The organism is Sphingomonas sp. ABOLG, assembly GCF_003950435.1.
Taxonomy (GTDB): domain Bacteria; phylum Pseudomonadota; class Alphaproteobacteria; order Sphingomonadales; family Sphingomonadaceae; genus Sphingomonas; species Sphingomonas panaciterrae.
This window is the reverse complement of the sequence record NZ_QQWW01000026.1, coordinates 1-23,224: the sequence shown is the minus strand read 5'-3', so window position 1 is coordinate 23,224 and position 23,224 is coordinate 1. Positions and strand designations below refer to the sequence as shown.

The following is a 23,224-nucleotide window of genomic DNA, read 5'->3' as shown; positions in this document are numbered from 1 at the left end:
GTACTGCCACGACGCTGACGATGATCATCATCGTCAGCGTCGTGGCAGTACCGCATACGACCGAAAACAGCGTGAACAGCCCCGCCGCGGTCAATAGGAACGTGCGAAGCCCCAGCAGCCGCTGCAGCCATGCCGCCATCGGGATGACGACGATCTCCGCCACGAGATAGGCGGTGGCGACCCATGTCCCTTCGGTGCCGCTGGCGCCGATCTCGCCCTGGATGACGGGCAGCGCGGAATTGACGATGGAGATATCGAGCGTCGCCATCAGCGCGCCTAACGTGCCGGCCGCGACCGCCACCCACGCCGACACATCGGCGCGTTCAGGTGGCGCCGCCGCTGGCGAGATCGCCGCGCTCGCCATGCTCAGCGGCTCCGTTCCGACAGCCGCTTCTGCTCCGACCGGATCTGATCCAACTGTCCCTTGGCGCTGCGCGTGTCGACCGTCACCGTCACCGACAGGCCCGGCACCAGCAGGCGACGCGCGGCGGGGCTCGCCTCAAGCGCGATCCGCACCGGCACCCGCTGCACGATCTTGGTGAAATTGCCGGTCGCATTTTGCGGCGGCAGCAAGGAGAATTGCGCGCCCGTTCCTGGCGACAGGCTGGCGACGCGTCCGGGCAGCTCAGTACCGTCAAGGGCGTCAACCTTGATCGTCGCCGGCTGGCCCGGACGCATCAGGGCGAGCTGCGTTTCCTTGAAATTGGCGGTCACATAAATCTGGCGCAGCGGCACCACCGACATCAATCGCGTCCCGGCCGTGGCGAACTGGCCGACCGTCGCGGTCCTGTCGCCGATGCGACCTGCCACGGGCGACCGCATTACCGTCGACGACACGTCCACGTTCGCCGCCGCCAATTGTGCCGCGGCACCCTGCCGCTGGGCGCGGGACTGGCCGATCTGCGCCTCCAGTGTCGCGACCTGGCGCTGCTGCGCGGCAAGCGCCGCGGCCTGCGCGCGTGCATTCGCCGCCGACTGATCGGCCGCAGCGCGCAGCTGGGCGAGTTGCTGCCGGCTCTCGGCGCCGGACTTGGTGAGCGGCGTATAGCGGCGCACCTCGTCCGCATCGTAACGTGCCTTGGCCTGCGCCGCGGCGAACTGGGCCTGCGCCTGCTCAATCGCCGCGCGCTGCTGCGCAATCTGGGCACGGCTGGCGTTGGCACTCGCCTCCGCCTGCGCGATCTGCGCTTCGGCTTGCGCCGCCTGCGCGCGGTAGGATCGCGGATCGATCCGGACGAGCGGCTGCCCCGCAGTCACGTCCTGGTTGTCGGCAACGAGCACCTCGGCGACATAGCCGCTCACCTTGGGCGCGATGGTGACCAGATCGGCCCGGATGTAGGCGTCGTTGGTCTCCTGCATGAATTTGCCGCTGGTCTGATAACGCACCAGCCACAGCACGCCGCCGAGTATCGCTGCCAACAGCATTAGAAGAAGAATCAGGCGGGCGCGTCCGCTGAGGCGACGGCGCGGCGTTGTCTCACCCTGTGCCTCCGGCGTCTCGATGATCGACGTGTCGCCGGCGGTCTGATGTGGTTGGTCGCTCATGAGGCCTTTTCATGCTGCCGATGCCGCGGCGCTATAAGCGGACATTCTGTCCGCTATCAACCCGCCACGCGGCAACATCACCCAACATGGTTTGCTCGCCACGGTCAGTTGTTCCCCAGTCGCCATGACCCGTGCGACCGTAAGCGCGATAGACGCGTTCTTTGGGCAGCTCCCTCGATCAAGCAGGTTTTCGTGGTTCGTACCTTCCGGCAAATTCTTCTGCTGCTGCTGATTGTCGCGGGGGCCCCGGCCGTCGCACCCGCGCAGGAAACCGCCCCATCGAACAGCACCGCGCCTGCAGTACCGGCCGATCCTTTCGGTCGTGAAACACCGCGCGCCGCGGTCACTGGCCTGATCGAGGCGCTGGCCAAACGCGATTACGCGCGGGCGGCCAATTATTTCGACCTGCCGGTGCAGCAGGATCCGCGCGTTCTGGACGGCGCGTCGGAGCTTGCGCGTCGTCTGCAGCGGCTGCTCGATAGCGGCGGGTCGCTGACGCCCTTTGCCGGCCTGTCCAACGAACCCGGCGGCAGGATCGACGACAATCTGCCGGTCGACCGTGAACTGGTCGGCGACCTGCGGATCGGTGAGGGCGAGGCGCCGATCTTCCTGGTCCAGCGCGAGGCCGACGGGCGGCGCGTCTGGCAAATTTCACACGACACGATCCGCCGGTTGATGACGGTCCCAGCCGCGCAGGTCGTGCCGCTTCAGCCGACCGCCGTGCCAAGCGTCACCGTGGCGGGTGCGCCGGCGGAGGATTGGGGGCTGCTCGTTGGCATCGCGGCGCTCAGCTTCGTTGTTCTTCGGTTGCTCGCCACGCTGGCGCTGACGCTGATGCGGCGCGGCATCACCGATCCTGATTCCAGCGGCGTGTACCGTTTCTTCCACGCCGCGCTGCCGCCCTTGAGCCTGTTCATCGCGGTCATCGCCTTTTACGGCTGGGCGGAGCGGCTGGAGGTGGCGATCGTCGCCCGGCAGACGCTGCTTCGTTACGCCGGCGGTGTCGCGGCGATTGCCTTGGTATGGTTCGGGCTGCGACTGGTCGACGCAATCGCCGACGTCACGATCGCGCGCATGACACGGCGCGCACGACGCCAGGCGGTGTCGGTCGTCACCCTGCTGCGTCGCGCGGCCAAGATCCTGCTGCTGGTGTTCAGCATCGTCGCGGTGCTCGACACGTTCGGGATCGATGTGACCACCGGCATTGCTGCTTTGGGTATCGGCGGTATCGCGCTTGCGCTCGGCGCGCAGAAGACGGTCGAAAATCTTGTGGGCAGCGTCACGGTCATTGCGGATCGTCCGGTGCAGGTCGGTGATTTCTGCCGCGTCGGCGATGTCGTCGGGACCGTTGAAGACGTGGGGATCCGTTCCACCCGCATCCGCACCAACGATCGCACGATCGTCACCATCCCCAACGGCGATTTCTCGTCCCGCCAGATCGAGAACTTTGCCAAGCGCGACCGCTTCCTGTTCAATCCGGTGATCCGGCTCGATTACGACACCCCGCCCGACAAGATTCGCGCAGCCGTCGACCTGATCGAGGGGGCGCTGAAAGGCCACGACAAGGTGCTGCAGGACGGCCCGCGCGCCAGGTTCACCAATTTCGGCGAGAACGCGCTGGAGGTGGAGATCTTCGCCTATATCGCGGTCAGCGACTTTGGCGAAAGCACCGTCATCCGGCAGGACCTTTTGCTGTCGATCTATGAGGGGCTGAACGATGCCTCCATCCGGCTGGCGGTACCCGCGCGGCGGCTGTTTTTCGCCAATGATGATCGCGCAGAGGCCAGCGATGGTGCCGGCGAGGCACCATCAGGCGATCTCGACCGTTCTTCATCATCTTCTACTCGGAATGGGGTGACATGATGAAAGCAGCGGACGTCTTCACCACGTTGGATATCGAGCTGAAACCCGATCCCTCCCGCACCGTGATCCGCCCGTTCAGCTTCGACTATCCCGACGACATGGCGGACGGGCGCCCCGCGCGCATGAAACAGGTTGCGCAGCGGCTGCTGTCGCTGCCGCCAGCACTGCGCGCCCGGATGCGCATGCTGCTGGCCGTGCCGATGCACGAACGCCATCGCAACGCCGACGAAACCTTCCTGCGCCGCTATGACGAGGTTGCCGCCTCCCTTGACCTCAACGGTACCATCGACAGCACGGACCGACTTCTGATCGGAGCATATTTCAGCCAGGAATATGCCTTCGAATCCGCCGCATTGTTCAATCCCAGCATCATCCGAGTCCCCGACGCCAGCCCCGATGATGAGGCGATGCCCTTCCTCCTGTCGCTGCGCGGGATCGGCGAAGGTCATATCTCCTCCGTGACGTTCCGAACCGGCACCTGGGACGGCAGCGACCGCATCGAGGTCAATCCGGCCAGCCAACACGGCATCCCGCCCCGCATCGATCATGAGCATGATGGCTGGACGCGTCTGTTGTGCAGCGACAGCGACGACGTGTCCGAGACCGTGCTGTTCCCGGTGCTGCCGAGCCAGCGTTCCGGGATCGAGGATCTCCGAATGGTGAACTTCACCGATGATGATGGTGCCCGAAGCGTCATCGGCACCTATACCGCTTATGACGGCATGCACGCCCGCGCCGAGTTGCTGCGCGGGGTTGACCTGCGCACGGTGGAGATGCGCGCGCTGACCGGCCGCTTGGCCCCATACAAGGGAATGGCGCTGTTCCCGCGGCGGATCGATGGCAAGTTCGTCATGCTGGGTCGCCAGGACAATGAGAATATCTGGTTGCTGCGCTCTGACCGGCTCGACCATTGGGACGAGGGGCAGCAGATCATGGGACCGAAATACCCGTGGGAGTTCGTTCAGATGGGGAATTGCGGCTCCCCGATCGAGATTGACGAGGGCTGGCTGGTATTCACCCATGGCGTCGGGCTGGTGCGCGGCTACAGCATCGGCGCGTGCCTGCTGGACAAGGCGGATCCATCGCGGGTGCTGCTGCGCACGGCATCGCCGCTGCTGTTCCCGAGCGCGGAGCAGCGCGGTGGCTATGTGCCCAACATCACCTATAGCTGCGGCGCGCTGCTCCACAAGCGGCGCATCCTGCTGCCCTACGCGATCGGTGACGAATATAGCGCCTTCGCCATCGGCAACGTCGACGACCTGCTATCGGTTATGGTCAAGGCCTGACGCGCGATCAGAGGTTGGTCGGCACCGCTGCGGTGGATTCCCGCACCACGAGCCGCGCCGGCACCTCCACCGGCGCACGGTCGCGGGCGTCCGCGGCGGTGGTGATCAGCAATTCGGCGGCACGCGCCGTCACCTCGGCGATCGGCTGCGCGATGGCGGTGAGCGGCGGATGATGGAAGCGGACGACGGGCGTGTCGTCGAAGCTGACCACGGACAGGTCGCGCGGTACATCCATGCCGCAGTCGCGCGCCTCCGCAATCGCGGCGAGCGCCATCTGATCGTTACTCGCGACGATGGCCGTGGCGCCGGTCTCGATCAGTTGCTTCGCCGCCGCGATGCCGGAGGCATAGCTGAAATCGCCGTTCGCCAGCAGGCCATCGGCGGAAAGCCCCGCCGTCTCCATCGTCCAGCGCCATCCCTCGATCCGCCAATGGCTTAGCTCATAGTCGGTGGGTCCCGCGATGAAGCCGATACGCCGGTGCCCCAGTCCGACGAGGTGCATCGTCGCATCGCGCGCCGCCACCTCGTCACCCATCGTCAGCCGGAACCCGCCCCCGTCACGCAGCGACCCGATACGCGCAAAGGCGATCCCCGCCTTTTCCAGCAGGTCGGTGATCATCGGGTTGTGCGAATGGGGCGGTGTCAGGATCACGCCATCGGGTTGCAGCGCGGCGAGCGCGGCCGACAACTCCCGCTCGATATGGTCGCTGTGCGTGTCGACCAGCTCAAAGATCATGCGATAGCCATGCTGCGCGCAGGTCAGCATCCCGCCGAGCAGCATCTGGTCGATCCAGTCCGACCCCTCGCGCTTGCGCCAGTCCGCAATCGTGCGATCGCGATCGTTCAGCGCCAGCAGAAGATAGGATCGCGAACCGCCCATCCGCTGCGCCGCGATTGACGGCACATAACCGAGCGCCGCGATCGATTCCTGCACGCGTTGCATCATCTCGGGCCGCACATTGGGCTCCTTGTTGATGACACGGCTGACCGTCTGCAACGACACCCCCGCATGGGCGGCGACATGCTTAATGGTGACCGACTGCCGGCGACGCCCCATGACGATCCTCAGGCAGCGGTCTGGCGCGCGCCGGCGCAATAGCGGGCGACATAATCGGCATGGGCCGGCAAGCCATTGACCGTGCGCGTCACCTGGGCACGCAGCGTCTGAAGCAGCCGCGCCAGTTCCTCGTCGGTCAGCTTGTCGGTGATCGGATGCCAGGCATGCGGCTCGATCCCCTGCCCCAGCAGCACCTGCAGCCAGCTATGCTCCGCGAACAATTCCTCGTTGCGGCGGAACACACGCGCCGTGTCGCGGAACAACTCGATCTTCTGTTCGAGACTGTCGGGGATCGGCATTGCGGCGCATTGCCGCCAGAACGCGCTGTCGCGCCGGTCGGTGGCCTTGTAATGCAGGATCAGGAAGTCGCGGACCTGCACCATGTCGGCGTGCTGCTGATCATTGAACTCGGCAATGTCGCGCGGGCTGATCGGTCCGGCTGCCGGCATCATCCGGATCAACCGCAGGACGGCGCGCTGGATCAGGTGGATGCTGGTGGACTCCAGTGGCTCCATGAACCCGCCCGACAGGCCGACGGCAACGCAATTGCGATGCCATTGGCGACGCCGCACCCCTGTGGTGAAGCGCAGGTGATTGGGCTGCGTCAGCACCTCACCCTCGACGTTGCCGAGCAGCCGTTCCAGCGCGTCTTCGCGTGACAGATAGCGACTGCACCACACGATGCCGTTTCCGACCCGGTGCTGCAGGGGGATGCGCCACTGCCATCCGGCATCATGGGCCATGGCACGGGTGTAGGGCACCGCCGGCCCCACGCTCGCCGTTTGCACCGCGATCGCGGAATCGCACGGCAGCCAATGGGTCCAGTCATCGAAGCCGGCGTGCAGCGCGCCCTCGATCAGCAGGGCGCGAAATCCTGTGCAGTCGAGGAACAGGTCGCCGGCGATCGCCGTGCCATCCTCCAGCACCAGCGCCGCGATGTCTCCGCTGTCGCCATCCAGCTGTACCGTGGCGATCTTGCCCTCGATCCGTACCGCCCCGTCGCGCTCCGCCATCCCGCGCAGGAACTTCGCATAGAGGCCGGAATCGAGCTGGTAGGCATAGTTCAGGCGATCGTCAGGCAGATGCGCGAACTTCCCCGCGAGCGCCGCCTGGAGCTCAACCGAATAATCGCCAAATGGCGCTTGATGCCCCTTGGCGCGCCCAGCGAGCCAGAAATGCTGAAATCCCGCTGCCCAATGATCCTTGCCGGTCAGGCCAAAGGCGTGAACGTAGCGATCGGTGCCGTTGCGCCAGCCATCGAACACGATGCCCAGTTTGAAGGTGGCATTGGTCGCCGCCATGAACTCGGCTTCGTTGATGCCGAGCAAGCGATTGAAGCCGACGATCGGCGGGATCGTGCTTTCGCCGACGCCGATCGTTCCGATCGCCTCGGATTCGACCAGCGTCACTTGCGCCGCGCGGCCCATGGTGCGCGCGATCGCCGCGGCGGCCATCCAGCCGGCGGTGCCACCGCCCGCGATGACGATCCGACGCGGCGTCACTTACTGAGCTGCCGCAACAGGAAGCCGCGGATTCGCCCGGCCGTTTCAGGATCAAGCGGGCCGAGCACGCTTTGTGCCTGCGCCGGAATGTGCGCACGCGGAAGATTGGGGTCACCGAACACGTAATAATCGAACATGTCGCGCCAATAGGCTCGTTCGTCAGCCGGCAACTCGCGAATGGACATGATCGCATGGTTCAGCGCGTCCTGCGGTTGCCCCAACCAGCGCGGCGTTTCCCGCCACCAATAATTTACCAGCACGTTGAAGGGCTCGAGGCCCTCCACGTGATGCCACCAGAGCGACGGTATGTAGAGCGCGTCGCCCGGCTCCAGCACCACGGTCTGCGCCGCTTCCGCCGCCTGCGCGAAACGCGGATGCGCGGCGAGGTCGGGATTGTGGAAATCAACCATGCTGACCGCGCGGCCGGCCGGCGTGTTGTCGATCGGTCCCAGATACAAATTGCGGAACTGCTCACGCGAAAACAGCGTGAAGCGCCGCCGTCCCACTGCCACGCAGGCCAGATTGTGCGGAAAATCGTTGTGCGCGGCGATGCGCGTTCTGGTGCCGATCCAGATGCTCTTCAGCAGATCGCGATCACCGAGCGCGAGCGGATTGTCGCTGGTCAGGCCAGAGAAGAAAGCCTCCATGTCGATCGACGCAAGGTAGATCGGCGGGGCGTCCGGCTGGTCCTCGACGCTGGCGATGTGGCGGAAGATGTCGTGCAGCTTGCCCCGCCCGACGCGAAAGTTCATCGCCATCGTGTCGTCGTAGAACAGCCGCCCTCCGCTGCCCGGCTGGCCCACGGACACGGTGAAGGCGACGTCCTTGGCGCGTGCCGCGATATAGTCGCGCGCGGCCTGTGCGGATTGCTGCCCCGCCTGCACCAGCGGCCAGTCACGCACCAGGCCGCGCACGACGAAGGGGGCGGTGGCATCCCGCAATGCCGCATCTAGCGCGGCCGCATCGGCAACCGAGCGCTCGGGCACCGCCGCCATGCGCGCAAAGATGCCGGGCGATGCGGCCGGATCAGCCATGGCCGTCGCGCTTGTTCTTGCGCGCGACGAGCGCCCGCAGGTTGCCGAGCGAGGCGAGGGCCATGAAGATTGGCATCAGATGGCCCTCTCCATGAAGCTCGGTCAGCGCCGCGCCGTCGAGTGCGCGCAACCGGCCTTCGTCGATCACGTGAAAGCCGACCAGTCGGTGCGTCGAACCATCGTTCAGCGTCACTTCAAGGGTCAGCGGCTCGAGAAGATCATGCCGGCGAAGCGCGGCGAAAAATGCCGCCGACTCCTCAAAACCGGTATGCAGCGCACCGAGCCGGTCGGCAATCGTTTCGAGAAATGGCGTCGGCGTACCTTCCGGCTCGAACACGCGCACGCCCTCTTCGCCAGCAATGCGCGGGCTGCCGAGGTCGATATGGACCTGTCGCGCTCCGGACGCGTCGGGGCCACCGATCAGGAAGGGCTGCACATCCAGCGCGAGCGGCACGTAATCGGCGTCCCAGCGCGCGCCCTCCAGGAACAGATTTTCTGCGGTCTCAAAGCCGAAGATTGCGTGCGCGGTGAAATCGTCACGCTCCGCATTCAGCCGGAAGAGAATTGGGTAATGCTGCTGCGCATCGCGGAACTCCGCCGGCATGACGACGCTGGTCATCACGCCGTCACCCAGTGCTACGTCGCGATCGATGCGGACGCGCAGGTCGCGATGGGCCTCGGGGGTCAGAATGGCGTGATGGGGGTTCATGCGATGATCTCGTTCTGCCGATCTGCGCGCAGGGCGTCGAGATAGGCACGATTGGTGGGAAGGCTGGCCGCAAGCGCGCGCGCGCGCTGCGCCGCCTGCCGGAGTGCGGCGCTCGCGGCGGGCACGCCCTCGATCCGCATGGGACCGGGCGGGGGCGGCGCCATGCCCATCCCGTACAGCACATATTGATAGCTGGCCGCGGGAAACACCTCATCCACCATGCCAAGGTCGTGCCCGCTGGGTGGTTGCTCACGCCAGATCGCCAGCAGACCGGAAAGGCTAGGCGGGATCGACGCGCGATCGCGATTGTCGCGCCAATAGGGCTGGTCGCGGTCGCTGAGCACGTAGTGAAGTTTCAGGAAGTCGACGATGCGGTCCCAGCGATAGCGGAACAGTGCGTTGAACCGGTCGGCATGCGCATCCATGCTCGCGCGGGTTGCGGGAAAGTTCGCCACAAGCGCATCCAGCGCCAGTTCGATCGTCACGATCGCCGACGCCTCCAGCGGTTCCAGAAAGCCGCTCGACAGGCCGATGGCGAGACAATTGCGCTCCCAGAAGCGCGTGCGATGTCCCGAACGGAAGGTCAGCGTTCGCGGGGCAAGTGCGTCCAGATCGGCGGCGGGCGCCGTCCGCGCGAGATACGCGTGCAAGATTCCCTCTGCCGCGTCATCGGTGAGGTGCGCCGACGAATAGACGCATCCGACGCCACGCCGCGTCGGCAGGCCGATGTCCCAGATCCAGCCTGCCTCATGCGCGGTGGCATTGGTGGTTGACGCGATGGCACTTCCCGCGCCCACCGGCACCTGCACGGCCAAGGCGCGGTCGTTGAACAGTTCGTGGCCACGGTCGATGAAGGGCACGCCGAACGCGCCGCCAATCAACAGCGCGGCATGACCGGTGCAATCGATAAACAGATCGCCCTCCATCGCGCCATGATCGCGGCAGCGAACGGCGGCGATGTCCCCGTCGTGGCGGCGGTCGACCGACAGTACATGATCGCGGACATGGCGCACGCCAAGCCGCTGGGTCGCATGGCGACGAATCAGCGCAGCCAGCTTCACCGCGTCGAGATGATAGGCGTAGTTCAGCGCACCGGCATAGTCCGGCATTGCCCGCTGCCTTGGTGCGAGATCCAGTGCGCAGGCCCGCGCCTGCGGCGTGACGGCCGCCGCAAAGCCTTCCTCTTCGCCGGCCTGCCACGCGGCGACGAGCGCCCGCGGATCGGCCTCGACCGGGGCTGAAAAGGGGTGAAGGTAGGAATCATCCGGCGCCCTAGTGCGCCAGCCGTCAAAGCGCGACCCCTGTTTGAACGAAGCGTCGCAGGCGAGCAGGAATTCCGCCTCGCTGATCCCGATGCGGGCAAGCGTTCGGCGGATTGTCGGCCACGTCCCCTCCCCGACACCGATCGTCGGCACGTCAGGGGATTCGATCAGCGTGACCTGCACGGGAGGTTGCGCAGTGGGATCGGCGCACGCCGCGATCGTGGCGGCCGCGAGCCATCCGGCGGTGCCCCCGCCGACGATCACGATGTTGGCGACCTGCCGTTCCACGCCCACGCTCACCTCTGTCGGCGCACCAACGCGCCGTTTCACCCATAAGAGCCGCCCGTCCATCGCGGAAGGGCGGCTCTCAGGGCGTCCGATCAGAAGTTGAAGCGGACGCCTGCGCTGTAGCGGGCAAAGCCCGGCTGCGAGAAGGTGACCATCCGGTCCGATCGACGATGCCCACGGCGCGCTTCGCCGGTCAGGTTGATCGCCTCCCCGAACACGGTGAGTCCAGGGATGAACTCATAGGCGACGCTCGCGTCCAGCTGGCCGTAGGATTCGACATAGGTCGGATCGAAGCCGTTGCTGCTGTTCAGGAACGACGCGCGCCAATTGTACGCAGCACGTGCCTGCAGCCCGAACTTGTCAAAGAACAGCACGGCGTTCGCACTGTCGCTCAGGCCCACGAGCGCGAACTGGCTGGTGTTCGGATTCAGCGCGTTGTTGAACTTCGCGTCGCCGTTCACGATCGTGTAGTTCAGGATCGTGCCGAAACCCGTGTCCCAGAACCGGTGCTGGATCGCGAATTCCCAGCCGTTGATATTGGCGGTCTGGTCGCTGTTGAACGGCTGGTTGATCTGGAAGTTGAACAGATTGTCCTCGGGCAGGCCGAAGATGTTGCCGTTCAGATAGGTCACCCCGCCTGCTTCAACCTGGCCGGTGACCTGCGAGGATCCCGGGAAGTTGCGCAGAATGTAGTCGCGGATCTGGATCGCATCCGTCGTGCCGCCCAGAGCCGCCTGTGCGGCGCGATACCGCGGGCCGTCAGCAGGGTTGCGCAGGCCGAACGCCGACTGGTCGATCTGCGTGGTGCCGATGAAGTTCTGCACGTCCTTGTTGAAGAAGCCGACCGAGATGTAGCTTTCGCGGTTGTAATACCACTCGGCCGACACATCGATATTCTTCGACTTGAACGGGATCAGGTTCGGGTTGCCGTTGGTGCCGGTGCCGCCGCCGATGCGCGGGTTCGACGCCAGCTCAAGCCCGCCCTGCAGCACGCCATAGTCGGGACGCGTGATGGTGTGGCTGTACGACGCACGCAGCTTCACGTTGCGGATTGGCTCCATGTCGAAGTCGATCGCTGGCAACCAGTTCTGGTAGCTGCCCTTGGACGTGATGAACGAGCGCTCCGGCGCATAGACCAGCGCGAATTCGTTCGCTGCCGTCCAGCGGGTTCCCGTCGGCACCTGCACCAGCGCGTTGGAGGTAACGGTGGTCTGGTCGTAGCGTACACCAGCGATGATGTGCGCCGAGCCGGCCAGCAGGTCGAAGCTCGAGTTCACCTGGACGTATGGCGAGATCGTCTTTTCGCGCAGGCGACGGTCCGTGGTGAAGTCGGCAAGGCAGGTACCCGGCTGGGCCGTACCAACCTGCGGCGCACCGCAGATGTTGTACTGGCCACGCAGCAGCTCTGCCATGCGTTCGAAGTTGAAGCCCAGGATCTGCTGCGGCAGCGCCGCGTCGCCAGCGCCCGGCACGCCGCGGAACTTGTCCGGCAGGCTGATCAGGCTGAACAGATCGTCCGGCGTCGCTGCCGCACCGAAGCTGGCGCCGCGCGGGTCGATGCCGCCCCAGGTGTCGTTCTGGATGAAGCCATAGGCCGACCGCACTTCGTTATCGATGTACGAGAAGCCGAAGTCGATCGAGTCGAGGAACGCGCCCTCATGCTCGTACCGGCCCTTCAGCTGAAACTGGTTGATCTCGTCACGGAAATACGCGTTGCGGAACGAATTGCCGGTCGGCGTGACCAAAGATGCGTTCAGCGGGTCGATGCCGGGCTGCATCGAATAGGAAATGATCGGCAGCGCGTTGCGGAAATCGATCGTCTGGCGCGCCACACCGAACACGGCGCTGCCAATGTTGGTGCTGGTGCCATAATCGTTCGTCGGGCGCGATTCCGCGGTCGAGTGATGCGCGTCGAACGACACGGTGACGCCACCCGGCGCTTCCCAGTTCAGGTTGAAGCCGAGCGACTTGTTCTCGCTGACATTGGCGCTCAGCGCGCCGCTGTACGACAGGTCCTTACCCGGGCCGAAAGCCTCGCTGTAGAACACCGGACCGGCGACCGGGCCGTCGGTCCACTCGCTCGACACGTCGCCGAAGTTGAACCACACGCCAACGCTGTTGGAGCGCACTTCAACCTTGTTGCGCGAATAGGTGAAGTCGGCCGTCGCGGTCAGCGTGTCGGTCGGCTTGATCTGCAAGACGGCCTGGCCGTTGATACGCTCACGGTCGATGTCGCGGACGTTGTACGATGCTTCCTGGGGAATCTCGTAGACGTCATTGCCGGAGGGGCGGTTCACCTGCGCCGGATTACGCGGCAGCGAGCCCCAGTCGTCCTGCGAGCCGAGGAAGCCGTCGCGGAAGCCGACGAACGCCTCGTTCGCGCTCGCCTTGCGGCGCTGGTACACGCCGTTGACCATGATGCCGATGCGATCGTCAGCGAAGGTGGTGGAGAAGATGCCGGAAACTTCCGGCAGGATCTGGTTCTTGCCGTTCTGCGAGGAGTCTAGAACGCCGCGCGCGGCAATGCTGCCACGCATGCCCGGCTTGTCGAGTGGGCGCGGGGTGCGGATGTTGATCGACGAACCGATGCCGCCCGACGGAACAGCCGCGCGGCCGGTCTTGTACACCTCGACGCCAGCGATGCCCTCGGAGGCGAGGTTCGCAAAGTCGAACGAACGCGAGGCCGGCGCGCTGGCACCATCGCCCAGCGTCGACGTCGGCATCTGACGGCCGTTCAGCGTGACGAGATTATATTCCGGGCCGAAGCCACGGACGGTGACGAACGAACCTTCACCGTTCGACCGATCGATCGACACGCCGGTGATGCGCTGAAGCGACTCGGCGAGGTTGGTGTCCGGGAACTTGCCGATGTCCTCAGCCGAGATCGCATCAACGACGCCCTGTGCGTCGCGCTTGATGTCGATCGCCTGGCGCAGCGAGGCGCGGATGCCGGTGACGACGATATCGTCCTCGCCCTGCGTCGGCTCGGAAGCCGTGGCGGGCGTTTCGGCAGGGCCGGTGTTGCCGACCGTTGCTGCCGCGTCCTGCGCCCAGGCCATGCCCGGGGCGGTCGCCAGTGCCGCAACCGATGCGCCAATCACCAGGCGCGAAAGCGAGCGAGCCGCAAAGCTCCCCATCAGAAAGTCCTCCCCTGTACCCTGCGTACGTCGAACGATCCGCAAAATGCGAACTGTGAACGTTCACTTCTACCGCGCCCCATGCGGTGTCAAGAAGTCGCGGCCGAAACTTGTGAACGTTCCCAAATTGTGTTGTTGGCGTGCCACAATCGGCCTTTCCGGACAGCATCAGGGGGATATCGACATGTTCAGGAACAAGCGTACTTGGCTCGGCGCCTCCGCTATCGCGATGCTGGCTCTTCAGCCGCTTGCCGCGCAGAGCGGAACGCCCGGGGCGGGCAGTGCGCGATCCACGAGCACTGCCGATGCGCGGCAGCGAGCGCAGTCGATCGTTGATCGCATGACGCTCGATGAGAAGATCCAGCTGCTGCACAGCCTGTTCCCGCCGATGGCCGCGGGCAAGACCACCAACGAACTGATCCCGTCAGCCGGCCATATCGATGGCATTCCGCGCTTCGGCGTGCCGCTGGTTCGTGAAAGCGATGCGTCGCTCGGCGTCGCCAATCAGGTCGAACAGCGCAAGGGCGATGTCGCCACCGCCCTTCCCTCCGCACTCGCCACCGCCGCCAGCTTCTCGCCCGAGATCGCGCGGGCGGGCGGCGCGATGATCGGCGCCGAGGCGCGCGCGAAGCGGTTCAACGTCCTTCTCGCCGGCGGCGTCAATTTGACGCGGGATCCGTGGAACGGCCGGAACTTCGAATATCTCGGTGAGGACCCCCTCGTGTCCGGCCTGCTGGGCGGCGCGCATATTGCTGGCATCCAGTCGAACAAGATCGTGTCGACGGTAAAGCATTTCGCGCTCAACTCGCAGGAAACCGGGCGCATGATCCTCGACGCGCGGATCGCGGAGGCCCCGCTGCGCATGAGCGACCTCCTCGCCTTCCAGATCGCCATCGAACAGGGCAAGCCGGGCTCCGTCATGTGCGCCTATAACAAGGTCAACGGCGACTGGGCGTGCGAGAACGACTTCCTGCTCAACAAGGTGCTGAAGCAGGACTGGGGCTACCGCGGCTGGGTGATGAGCGACTGGGGCGGCGTACACTCGACCGTGAAGGCGGCCAACGCCGGTCTCGACCAGCAATCGGGCCAGGAACTCGACAAGGCGATCTTCTTCGGGGAGCCGCTGAAGGAAGCGGTGCAGGAGAACGCCGTGTCGCAGGCGCGCGTCGACGACATGGTCGTCCGGTACCTGACCGGCCTGATCGAAACCGGCACCTATGATGCACCGATGCCTGCGACCGCACAGACGCCGCCGTACAGCCGCAACGCGGACGTGGCGCAGCGCACTGCCGAGGCGGGGATCGTCCTGCTGAAGAACGACCGCGACGTCCTGCCGATTGCCCGGACTGCGAAGAAAATCGTCGTCATCGGCGGGGCGGCTGATCTCGGCGTCCTGTCGGGCGGGGGGTCCAGTCAGGTGCGCTCCGTCGGCGGTGCACCGATCGAAATCCCGCTATCCGAAGGACCTGCTTCGTCGTTCGTCCGCATCACCTACCATGCGTCCTCACCGCTGGCGGCACTGCGCAAGGCGCTGCCGGGGGCGCAGATCTCGTTCCTCGACGGCCGTAACCACAATGCCAACATTGCTGCGGCAAAGCAGGCCGACCTCGCCATCGTGTTCGCCACCCAATGGACAACCGAGGCGGAGGACGTGCCCAACATCAAGCTGCCCGACAATCAGGACGCGCTGATCGCCACCGTTGCCGACGCGAACCCGAACACGGTGGTGGTGCTCGAAACAGGCGGCCCGGTGCTGATGCCGTGGATCGACAAGGTGCCCGCCGTCGTCGAGGCCTGGTACCCGGGCCAGCGCGGCGGCGAGGCGATTGCTGCCATCCTGACGGGAGCCGTTAACCCGTCCGGGCGCCTGCCCATCACCTTCCCGGCCTCGATCGGCCAGCCGCCGCGGCCCGCGCCGGTGGGCCTCGACATGTTCAATGCGGCGGAGCTTGCCGCCGCGGCCAATTCAGCAGCGACGCCGGTGCCGGCGCCAAAGAGCTTCCCGGTCGATTATCAGGAAGGCGCAGACGTCGGCTACCGCTGGTACGAGAAGAAGGGATTGAAGCCGCTCTTCCCGTTCGGACACGGGCTCAGCTACACCAGCTTTGCCTATCGCAACCCGGTGGTCAGCGGTGGTGACACGTTGCGCGTGACCGTCGACGTCGTGAACACCGGCAAGCGCGCCGGCGCCGACGTGCCGCAACTGTACGTCGCGCGCGAAGGTGCGGGGCCGATGCGCCTCGCCGCGTTCCAGCGGGTCGAGCTGAAGCCTGGTGAGATGCGTCGAGTCACCCTGACGGCGGAGCCGCGCGTGGTGGCCGATTATGACACCAAGTTGCCGGGCTGGCGCATCGCTGCCGGCACCTATCGCGTGGCGATCGCACGCGACGGGACCGATCGCACGCTGGTCCGCACCACCACGCTGAACGCCCGTACGATGCGGCCCTGATCAGCTGCCCTCCCTCTCCCCGCGGCGCGGGGAGAGGGAAGTAGCCATTATCCCGCCATGCGGTGCATCGCACACAGCTTGTTGCCGTCCGGATCGCGCAGATAGGCAAGGTAGAGGTTGGCAAAGCCACCCTCGCGAACGCCGGGTGCGTCCTCGATCGCGGTGCCACCATTTTTGACACCCGCCTGGTGCCATGCGTTCGCCTGCTCCGGCGATTCCATCGCGAACCCGATCGTGCCGCCATTGGCGTGCGTCGCGGGCTGCCCATCGATCGGCTTGGTAACCAGGAACAGGCCGCCATTGTGCATGTAGATCAGGCGGCCCTTGTCGTCCTGCATCGCCGGCTTGCCGCCGACTGCGCCAAACAGCGCGTCATAGAATTTTTTCGACCGATCAATGTCGTTCGATCCCACCATCATGTGGCTGTACATTCACCCTCTCCCCTAGAACGCCGGTCATACGCCGGCACGAACCCCATAGTCCGCGCCGGCGCCAGCGTCATCCCGGCTCAGTAAACGACGACGCTGCGGATGCTCTCGCCCGCATGCATCAGGTCGAAGCCCTTGTTGATCTCGTCCAGCGTCAGGCGGTGCGTGATCATCGGATCGATCTCGATCAGGCCATTCATATACCAGTCGACGATCTTCGGCACGTCGGTACGGCCGCGTGCGCCGCCGAATGCCGTGCCCTTCCAGACGCGTCCAGTAACAAGCTGGAACGGCCGCGTCGCGATCTCCTTACCGGCCTCGGCGACGCCGATGATGATCGATTCGCCCCAGCCGCGGTGCGCCGCCTCCAGCGCCTGGCGCATCACCACCGTGTTGCCGGTGCAGTCGAACGTATAGTCGCCGCCACCATCGGTCATGGCGATCAGGTGCTGGACGATATCGCCGACGTCCTTCGGGTTCACGAAGTCGGTCATGCCGAACTTGCGGCCCCATTCCTCACGATCGGGGTTGATGTCGACGCCGACGATACGCGCGGCGCCAGCGAATTTCGCACCCTGGATCACGTTGAGGCCGATGCCGCCCAGGCCGAATACGATCACCGTCGCGCCCGGCTCCACCTTCGCGGTGTTCACCACAGCGCCAACGCCGGTAGTGACGCCGCAACCGATGTAGCAGCTGGTGTCGAACGGCGCGTCGGGACGGATCTTGGCGACCGCAATTTCCGGCAGGACGGTGAAGTTCGAGAAGGTCGAGCACCCCATGTAATGGAAGATCTGCTGGCCCTTGTAGCTGAAGCGGCTGGTACCGTCGGGCATCAGCCCCTTGCCCTGCGTTGCGCGGACCGCGGTGCACAGGTTGGTCTTCTGGCTGAGGCACGACTTACACTGGCGGCATTCCGGCGTGTACAGCGGGATGACGTGATCGTCGGGCGCGACGCTGGTGACGCCGGGGCCGACCTCGCGCACGATCCCGCAGCCCTCGTGGCCGAGGATCGAGGGGAAGATGCCCTCACTGTCCAGGCCGTCCAGTGTATAGGCGTCGGTATGGCAGATGCCGGTCGCCATGATCTCGACCAGGACTTCGCCGGCTTTGGGCCCTTCGAGATCGAGCTCGACGATCTCCAGCGGTTTCTTCGCCTCGAACGCGACGGCGGCACGGGTCTTCATGGAGCGCTCCTTTGCTGATGCGCCGCCCTTTAGAGAAAAGCCCTAGCCCCCGTCACCCCGCGACAGCCGCAATCCAATGTACGATCAGGCGAGCGCCGCGCGAAGGACGGCGCGGGTGCCGCGATGGGCGACGTCATATTCCACCGTCGTCTGCAGGCTCTGCGCCATCGCGCGGATCAGCTTGGTGCCAACGCCCGTGCCGCCCGGCGAAATCCCGCCCGACATGCCGACGCCGTCATCCTCCACCGCCAGCAGAAATACGTCGTCGCCGTCACGATGGAGCGCCACGCGCACCTCGCCGCTGCCGCTGGGATAGGCATATTTGCAGGCGTTGCTGACCAATTCGGTCACGATCACACCGAGCGATACCGCGCGATCGGTGGGCAGCTGGATCGGATCAGCGACGAGGCGCAGCGCGCGCGGCTGTTCCGCGGTTGACCAGGTCTGGCCCAGTTCGTCGACCAGCGCGCCGAGATATTCGCGCATGTCGACATGCTCGACATCGCCGCCGGTATAGAGGCGGCGGTGCACCTGCGCGATCGCGCTGATCCGCCGCTGCGTGTCTTCGAGGGCCGCGCGGGCGGCCGGGTCCGACAGCGCGCCGGCCTGCAACCGGACCATGGCGGAGACCAGCTGGAGAGAATTGGCCACGCGGTGATTGACCTCGGCCAGCAACGCCTCGAGCCGACGATTGGACAGGCGCAGCTCCTCTTCGGCCGCCGCCTTCTGCCGTTCGAGCTGCGCGCGGGCGACCACCGCCTTGAACGACGCGTCGAGCAGATCGAAGAAATCGTCGCCGACCGACTTCACGACATATTCCGACGCGCCGGCGCGCAGCGCGGCGACGGCAACGCGCTGTTCCTCCGAGCCGGTCACATAGACGACGCTGGGCGGGTCGGGCAGCTCGCGCAGACGGGCGAGCGTTTCCAACCCGTCGATGCCGGGCATGTAGTGATCGACCGCGACCAAATTGAACTTCTGCTCGGCCGCCAGCCGGACACCAAGTTCGCCGCCATCGGCGGTCGTCACGTCCCATCCACGACGCGCAAGGGCACGCGACGCCAGCCGCCGAATGCCCTCGTCATCGTCGATGTAGAGAATCCGGTTCATCAGTCGGCGACGTCGGGAACCTGGATCACCGACAGGAACAGGCCGAGCTGACGGATCGCCTGGGCGAAGCTCTCATAATTCACCGGCTTGGTGATATAGACGTTGGCGCCCAGATCGTAGCAGCGCTGGATCTCGCGGCTGTCGTCGGTGGTGGTCAGCACGACGACCGGCGTGCGCTTCACCGGGCCGTCGGAGCCCTTGATCTTCGCCAGGATGTCGGTCCCGCTCATGTCGGGCAGGTTGAGATCGAGCAGCACCAGCGCCGGGCCGTTCAGCATCGGCCCCTCGGGCGAGTTGAACAGATAGTCGAGCGCCGACGTGCCATCGAGGAAATGCTTGATGTCATTGAGGATGCCGGCACGACGGATGTTCTTTTCGATCAGCCGGGCGTGACCCTCATCGTCCTCGATCATCACGATGCTGACGGATTGATGTGCGTTCATGGTTTTTCCTGCAGGGTCAGCGTCTTTGGAAGCGATACGCGGAAGGTGGCCCCTTCGCCAAGCGCGGACCGCAAGGTGATCGTGCCGCCCAGGCGATAGGCCAGGGCGCGGACATGTGCCAGACCAATGCCCTCGCCGGGCTGATCCTGGATGCCGGAGCGCCGGAAGAGATCGAACACGCGTTCATGATCGCGCGGGTCGATGCCGCGGCCATTGTCCGCGACCTCGATCCAGATCCGGTCGCCAACCGTCCCGCCGCTGACGTCGACCTCAACGGGTCGATCGGGGCTGCGGTACTTCACGGCGTTTTCGATCAGGTTGGACAGGATCTGCTCCACCGCCACCCGGTCGCAGACGATGCTGGGCAAGGTGCCGCGGATCGTCAGCGTCGCACCGGTTTCATCCAACTTGTGCGCCATCGAATCGCGGATGCTGTCCACCAGCCGCGTCAGATCGAGCGGCTCGGGCGCGAGGACGCGGCGCCCCTGACGAGACAGCGCCAGGATCGCATTGATCAGGCGATCCATCTTCTGCGTCGAGGTGCGGATGAAGTTGATCGACTCCGGCAGATCCTCGCGCGCGGCGAGCCTTGCGTCCTCGGTCAGAAGCTCGGGCGCTTCGGCCTCCACGCTGTCGACCAACGCGCCCAGCGCAGTGGTGGCCGCCTCCAGCTCCGAGGTGAAGCCCATGACGTTGACCAACGGCGAGCGCAGATCGTGGCTGACGATATAGGCGAACCGCTGAATCTCGTCGTTCGCGCGCGAAAGGTCCGCCGTGCGATCGACCACGATCGCCTCCAGGCTTTCGTTCAGCTGCTGAAGCTGTTCGCGCGACTGCGTCAGATCACTGGTATAGCGGACGACGACCAGCAGCGAGGCGATCGCAACGGCCAGCAACAGCAACCCGGCGACGGTGAGCACCGAGTAGAACAGGTTGATGCCGCGTTCCTGCTGGCGATCACGCTCAATCAGCAGGACGCGTTCCTCCTTCGACATGGTGTCGAAGATGTCGCGTATTTCGCGCAGCCGTGCCGCGCTCATCTCCTCGCGGAATTCCGCGTTCGCCTGCGCGACCTCGCCATTGGCGACCAGATCGACCGAGCGCGCGCGCAGATCGAGCAGCTGCGACAACTCGCCTTCCAGGCGCGTGATGTTCGCCTGCTGCTTGGGATTGTCATAGGTCAGCTGGCGCAGCCGCTTCGCGGACCTCGGCAGCGCATTGGCAGCCTCGCGATAGGCCTGCAGGAAGCCGGGGGTCTCGGGCGCCAGGATATAGCCGCGACGGGTGGTTTCCCCCTGCTCGATCAGCCGCCGCATGTCTGCGATTGCCAGTTCCACCTCATAGGTGTGCGACACGGCCGCGCTGTGCCGGGAGAATTCGCGCGTCATCCAGGCGGCGGCAATGCCCGCGGCGATCAGCGCAACGAAGCCCACCGCCATGAAGGCGATGAGCACGCGTCCGATCCGCCCTTCGCCAACGGCGAAGCCTTGCCCCTTTTCCGCTACCATCGCTGATGCGTCTAGGGACGTGCCGCCAGGAACACCAGAGCCGCTGCCCTATGATGGATCAAAGAAGGAGGTCCTGCGCGCTCATCCGACCGACCATCCCGCCGCCCCGGCGCCGCGCCAGTTCGGTTTCCGCGGTGAAGCGGACATCGGGATCGCGATCGGTGAGGAACTTCACGAGGCTTTCCTCCTCGATCTCGTTCCACGGCTTGCCGCGATCGGCACCGAAGCGAACGCGCGGCAGGAGCGCGGGGATGCTCGACCATTCGATCAGCTGGGCAACGCTCGCCTCGTTCAACTGATCGCGCAGATGATGGGCGGTGACATAGGCGTCGGGAAAGGCACGGTGCGCCGGCAGCCCGCGTTCATGCTCCAGCCCGTCGGGCTTGCGCCAATAGCGCAGCACCTGGTTGGAGAAACTGGGGCTGTCGGGCCACAGACGCAGCGCGCATTTCCAGGTGCAGATCCATTGTGCGCCGTGAGTCATCGCCGGGGTGCAGAATTGCTGTTCGAAATCCGCTCGGTGCGCCGCCAGCGCGACGCGCCGGGGATAGGGATCAAGCACCGCGCGCGCGACATCGTGCCACCAGGGCGCGTCGGCGACATCCTCGTCACGGATATGGTGGATCGCCTGGGTGATCGGGGGCATCGAGCGGCCCGGATTGACCAGCCGGCTGCCGCCCTCCCCGTACAATTCCCAGCGGCCGTCGGCGCCCAGCGCGACATCCTGCCAGCCGATCTCGCACACGCCATGGGTGGGTGGGGCGTTGCCGGTGGTCTCCAGGTCGATGACGCGAATGATGCTGGGTTGCTGACGCATGGACCCCATGTGGAGATTGCGAGGGTTCCTGTCATCACCTGCGTGTCAGCCGCGCCGACGCCGGGCCGGGCGGCGCGCCCTGCGGCGTCACGCTGTGAGGCGGTGCGGGGCTGAACTCAGGCGCGCGACACGCCGCTTTGCGCCAGTTGCGCGTCGATCGCCGCGATCAGTCGGCCGAGCGCCTCCTCGTCGCGTGCCTCGGCCCGCGCGGTCAGCATCGCCTGGGTGTTGGAGGCACGCAGCAGCCACCATCCGTCCGGCGTCGTCACGCGTGCGCCATCGGTGCGGTCGACCTGCGCGCCTGCGGCGGCGAGCCGGGCAAGTACCTCCTCGACGACCGCCTCGCGGCGATCCTCCGCCACCGGGAAGCGCAGTTCCGGGGTGGAGACAAGATCGGGCAAGGCATCGCGCATCGCGCTGAGCGACACGCCGCTTTCGGCGACGGCGCCGATCAGCGCGACTGCCGCGTAGAGCGCATCGTCATGCCCGCCCAGTTCGGCGAAGAAGATATGCCCGCTCATCTCCCCGGCGAGCGGGGCGCCGACCTCGTGCATCATGGTCTTGATGTTGCTGTGGCCGCTTTTCCACATCACCGGCCGGCCACCGAGTTCGGCAATCCGGTCGAACACCGTCGCACTGGCCTTTACATCGGCGACGATCGGCGCGCCGGGCGCGGTGCGCAGTACCGATTCCGCCAGGATCGACAGCAATTGGTCGCCCGCGATCACCCGCCCGTGCCCGTCCACCACGCCGATGCGATCACCGTCGCCATCAAAGGCGAGGCCGACGTCGAGGCCCTTGTCCGCCACCAGCGCGCGCAGGGCGGCGAGGTTTTCCTCCTCCGTCGGGTCGGGATGATGATGGGGGAAGCGGCCATCGACGGCGGTGAACAGCAGATGATGCTCGCCCGGCAGTGCCGCCGTCAGCCGCTCGATCGCCGGCCCGGCCGCGCCATTGCCCGCGTCCCAGCCGATGCGGAACGACGGCAGGTCGCGGCCGCGGGCCAGCAGGATCGCGACATAATCGTCCAGCACGTCGGCCTCATCGACCGTGCCGCTGCCGCTCGCCAAGTCACCCTCCGCCGACAGAAGCGCCAGCGCCTCGATATCGCGGCCGAAAAAGGGGCGATGGCCGAGGACCATCTTGAAACCATTGTCGTCGCCGGGATTGTGGCTGCCCGTCACCTGAATGCCGCCGTCGACCGCGGCGTGGCGCTCTGCATGATAGAGCATCGGTGACGGGCCGATGCCGATGCGCAGCACATGGATGCCGCTTTGCGTCAGGCCACGGACTAGGGCCTCCTCGAGCATGGGGGAGGACAATCGGCCGTCGCGCCCGACCGCGATGCGGGTGCCGCCGCGCTGGGCGACGATCGTTCCGAACGCCCGGCCGATCGCGGCTGCATCGTCGGCGCCGAGATTGCGGCCGACCGTGCCCCGGATGTCATATTCCCGCAGGATGGAGGGGCACAGGCGATGGTTCATCGCGCCAGCCTAGAGAGGGGCGACCCGGACCGCCATGGCCCGTCGCCACGGACGGTCCCAAGATTGGGCACGTTCCGGCGCGCCGGCGTCAAGGCGCGCCACATGGGGGCCGGGC

Annotated in this window: 18 protein-coding genes; 3 read left to right on the top strand and 15 right to left on the bottom strand. The window is 65.8% G+C overall.

Annotated features, from left to right (window positions below; all coding sequences use genetic code 11):
- Both CA236_RS17855 and CA236_RS17850 read right to left on the bottom strand, forming a co-directional pair.
- The coding region (locus tag CA236_RS17855; RefSeq protein ID WP_125946627.1) for an MFS transporter at positions 1 to 364 on the bottom strand (364 nt) is incomplete at its 3' end.
- A gap of 2 nt (positions 365 to 366) precedes the next feature.
- The gene (locus tag CA236_RS17850; RefSeq protein WP_125946626.1) at positions 367 to 1,545 is read right to left on the bottom strand and encodes an HlyD family secretion protein; all 1,179 of its coding nucleotides are present in this window, start codon (positions 1,543 to 1,545) and stop codon (positions 367 to 369) included.
- Positions 1,546 to 1,737: 192 nt separating this feature from the next.
- Here CA236_RS17850 and CA236_RS17845 point away from each other — a divergent pair, with 192 nt between their 5' ends.
- The gene (locus CA236_RS17845; RefSeq protein WP_164518988.1) at positions 1,738 to 3,408 is read left to right on the top strand and encodes a mechanosensitive ion channel family protein; all 1,671 of its coding nucleotides are present in this window, start codon (positions 1,738 to 1,740) and stop codon (positions 3,406 to 3,408) included.
- Entirely contained in the window at positions 3,408 to 4,694 is a 1,287-nt protein-coding gene (locus CA236_RS17840; protein ID WP_125946629.1) for a glycoside hydrolase family 130 protein, read from the top strand. The genes CA236_RS17845 and CA236_RS17840 overlap by 1 nt, the downstream gene beginning before the upstream one ends.
- A 7-nt stretch (positions 4,695 to 4,701) precedes the next feature.
- On the opposite strand, the gene CA236_RS17835 is transcribed toward CA236_RS17840, so the two are convergent.
- From CA236_RS17835 to CA236_RS17810, 6 genes are all read right to left on the bottom strand, one after another.
- The gene (locus CA236_RS17835) at positions 4,702 to 5,751 is read right to left on the bottom strand and encodes a LacI family DNA-binding transcriptional regulator (RefSeq protein WP_125946624.1); all 1,050 of its coding nucleotides are present in this window, start codon (positions 5,749 to 5,751) and stop codon (positions 4,702 to 4,704) included.
- A gap of 8 nt (positions 5,752 to 5,759) precedes the next feature.
- Entirely contained in the window at positions 5,760 to 7,253 is a 1,494-nt protein-coding gene (locus CA236_RS17830; RefSeq protein WP_277600075.1) for a tryptophan halogenase family protein, read from the bottom strand.
- On the bottom strand, positions 7,250 to 8,287 hold the full coding sequence (locus CA236_RS17825) for a cupin-like domain-containing protein (RefSeq protein ID WP_125946623.1): 1,038 nt from the start codon (positions 8,285 to 8,287) through the stop codon (positions 7,250 to 7,252). The genes CA236_RS17830 and CA236_RS17825 overlap by 4 nt, the downstream gene beginning before the upstream one ends.
- Positions 8,280 to 8,996: a SapC family protein gene (locus CA236_RS17820; protein ID WP_125946622.1), complete on the bottom strand. Its 717-nt coding sequence runs from the start codon at positions 8,994 to 8,996 to the stop codon at positions 8,280 to 8,282. The genes CA236_RS17825 and CA236_RS17820 overlap by 8 nt, the downstream gene beginning before the upstream one ends.
- Positions 8,993 to 10,546 (bottom strand): tryptophan halogenase family protein, encoded by a 1,554-nt coding sequence (locus CA236_RS17815; protein ID WP_241212741.1) that lies wholly within the window; start codon positions 10,544 to 10,546, stop codon positions 8,993 to 8,995. Before CA236_RS17815 ends, CA236_RS17820 begins: the two co-directional genes overlap by 4 nt.
- 92 nt (positions 10,547 to 10,638) lie before the next feature.
- Positions 10,639 to 13,683 (bottom strand): TonB-dependent receptor, encoded by a 3,045-nt coding sequence (locus tag CA236_RS17810; RefSeq protein ID WP_125946620.1) that lies wholly within the window; start codon positions 13,681 to 13,683, stop codon positions 10,639 to 10,641.
- Positions 13,684 to 13,867: 184 nt separating this feature from the next.
- Between CA236_RS17810 and CA236_RS17805 the strand changes: the two genes are divergently transcribed.
- The gene (locus tag CA236_RS17805; protein WP_125946619.1) at positions 13,868 to 16,132 is read left to right on the top strand and encodes a glycoside hydrolase family 3 protein; all 2,265 of its coding nucleotides are present in this window, start codon (positions 13,868 to 13,870) and stop codon (positions 16,130 to 16,132) included.
- Between the two features lie 47 nt (positions 16,133 to 16,179).
- On the opposite strand, the gene CA236_RS17800 is transcribed toward CA236_RS17805, so the two are convergent.
- The 7 genes from CA236_RS17800 to CA236_RS17770 all read right to left on the bottom strand — a co-directional run bounded on the left by CA236_RS17800 (position 16,180) and on the right by CA236_RS17770 (position 23,109).
- Positions 16,180 to 16,563 carry a VOC family protein gene (locus tag CA236_RS17800; protein WP_125946618.1) on the bottom strand — a complete coding sequence of 128 codons (384 nt, stop codon included), beginning with the start codon at positions 16,561 to 16,563 and terminating at the stop codon, positions 16,180 to 16,182.
- 77 nt (positions 16,564 to 16,640) lie between these two features.
- Positions 16,641 to 17,747, bottom strand: coding sequence for an S-(hydroxymethyl)glutathione dehydrogenase/class III alcohol dehydrogenase (locus tag CA236_RS17795; protein ID WP_125946617.1), 1,107 nt, complete (start codon positions 17,745 to 17,747; stop codon positions 16,641 to 16,643).
- An 84-nt stretch (positions 17,748 to 17,831) separates the two neighbouring features.
- Positions 17,832 to 18,857, bottom strand: coding sequence for a histidine kinase dimerization/phosphoacceptor domain -containing protein (locus CA236_RS17790; protein WP_046409848.1), 1,026 nt, complete (start codon positions 18,855 to 18,857; stop codon positions 17,832 to 17,834).
- Positions 18,857 to 19,300, bottom strand: a complete 444-nt coding sequence (locus CA236_RS17785; RefSeq protein ID WP_125946616.1) for a response regulator — start codon at positions 19,298 to 19,300, stop codon at positions 18,857 to 18,859. Before CA236_RS17785 ends, CA236_RS17790 begins: the two co-directional genes overlap by 1 nt.
- Positions 19,297 to 20,808 (bottom strand): sensor histidine kinase, encoded by a 1,512-nt coding sequence (locus CA236_RS17780; RefSeq protein WP_125946615.1) that lies wholly within the window; start codon positions 20,806 to 20,808, stop codon positions 19,297 to 19,299. The genes CA236_RS17785 and CA236_RS17780 overlap by 4 nt, the downstream gene beginning before the upstream one ends.
- 58 nt (positions 20,809 to 20,866) lie before the next feature.
- Positions 20,867 to 21,625, bottom strand: a complete 759-nt coding sequence (locus CA236_RS17775; protein WP_046409843.1) for an exonuclease domain-containing protein — start codon at positions 21,623 to 21,625, stop codon at positions 20,867 to 20,869.
- Positions 21,626 to 21,741: 116 nt separating this feature from the next.
- Positions 21,742 to 23,109 carry a phosphomannomutase/phosphoglucomutase gene (locus CA236_RS17770; protein ID WP_046409841.1) on the bottom strand — a complete coding sequence of 456 codons (1,368 nt, stop codon included), beginning with the start codon at positions 23,107 to 23,109 and terminating at the stop codon, positions 21,742 to 21,744.
- Positions 23,110 to 23,224 lie beyond the last annotated feature (115 nt).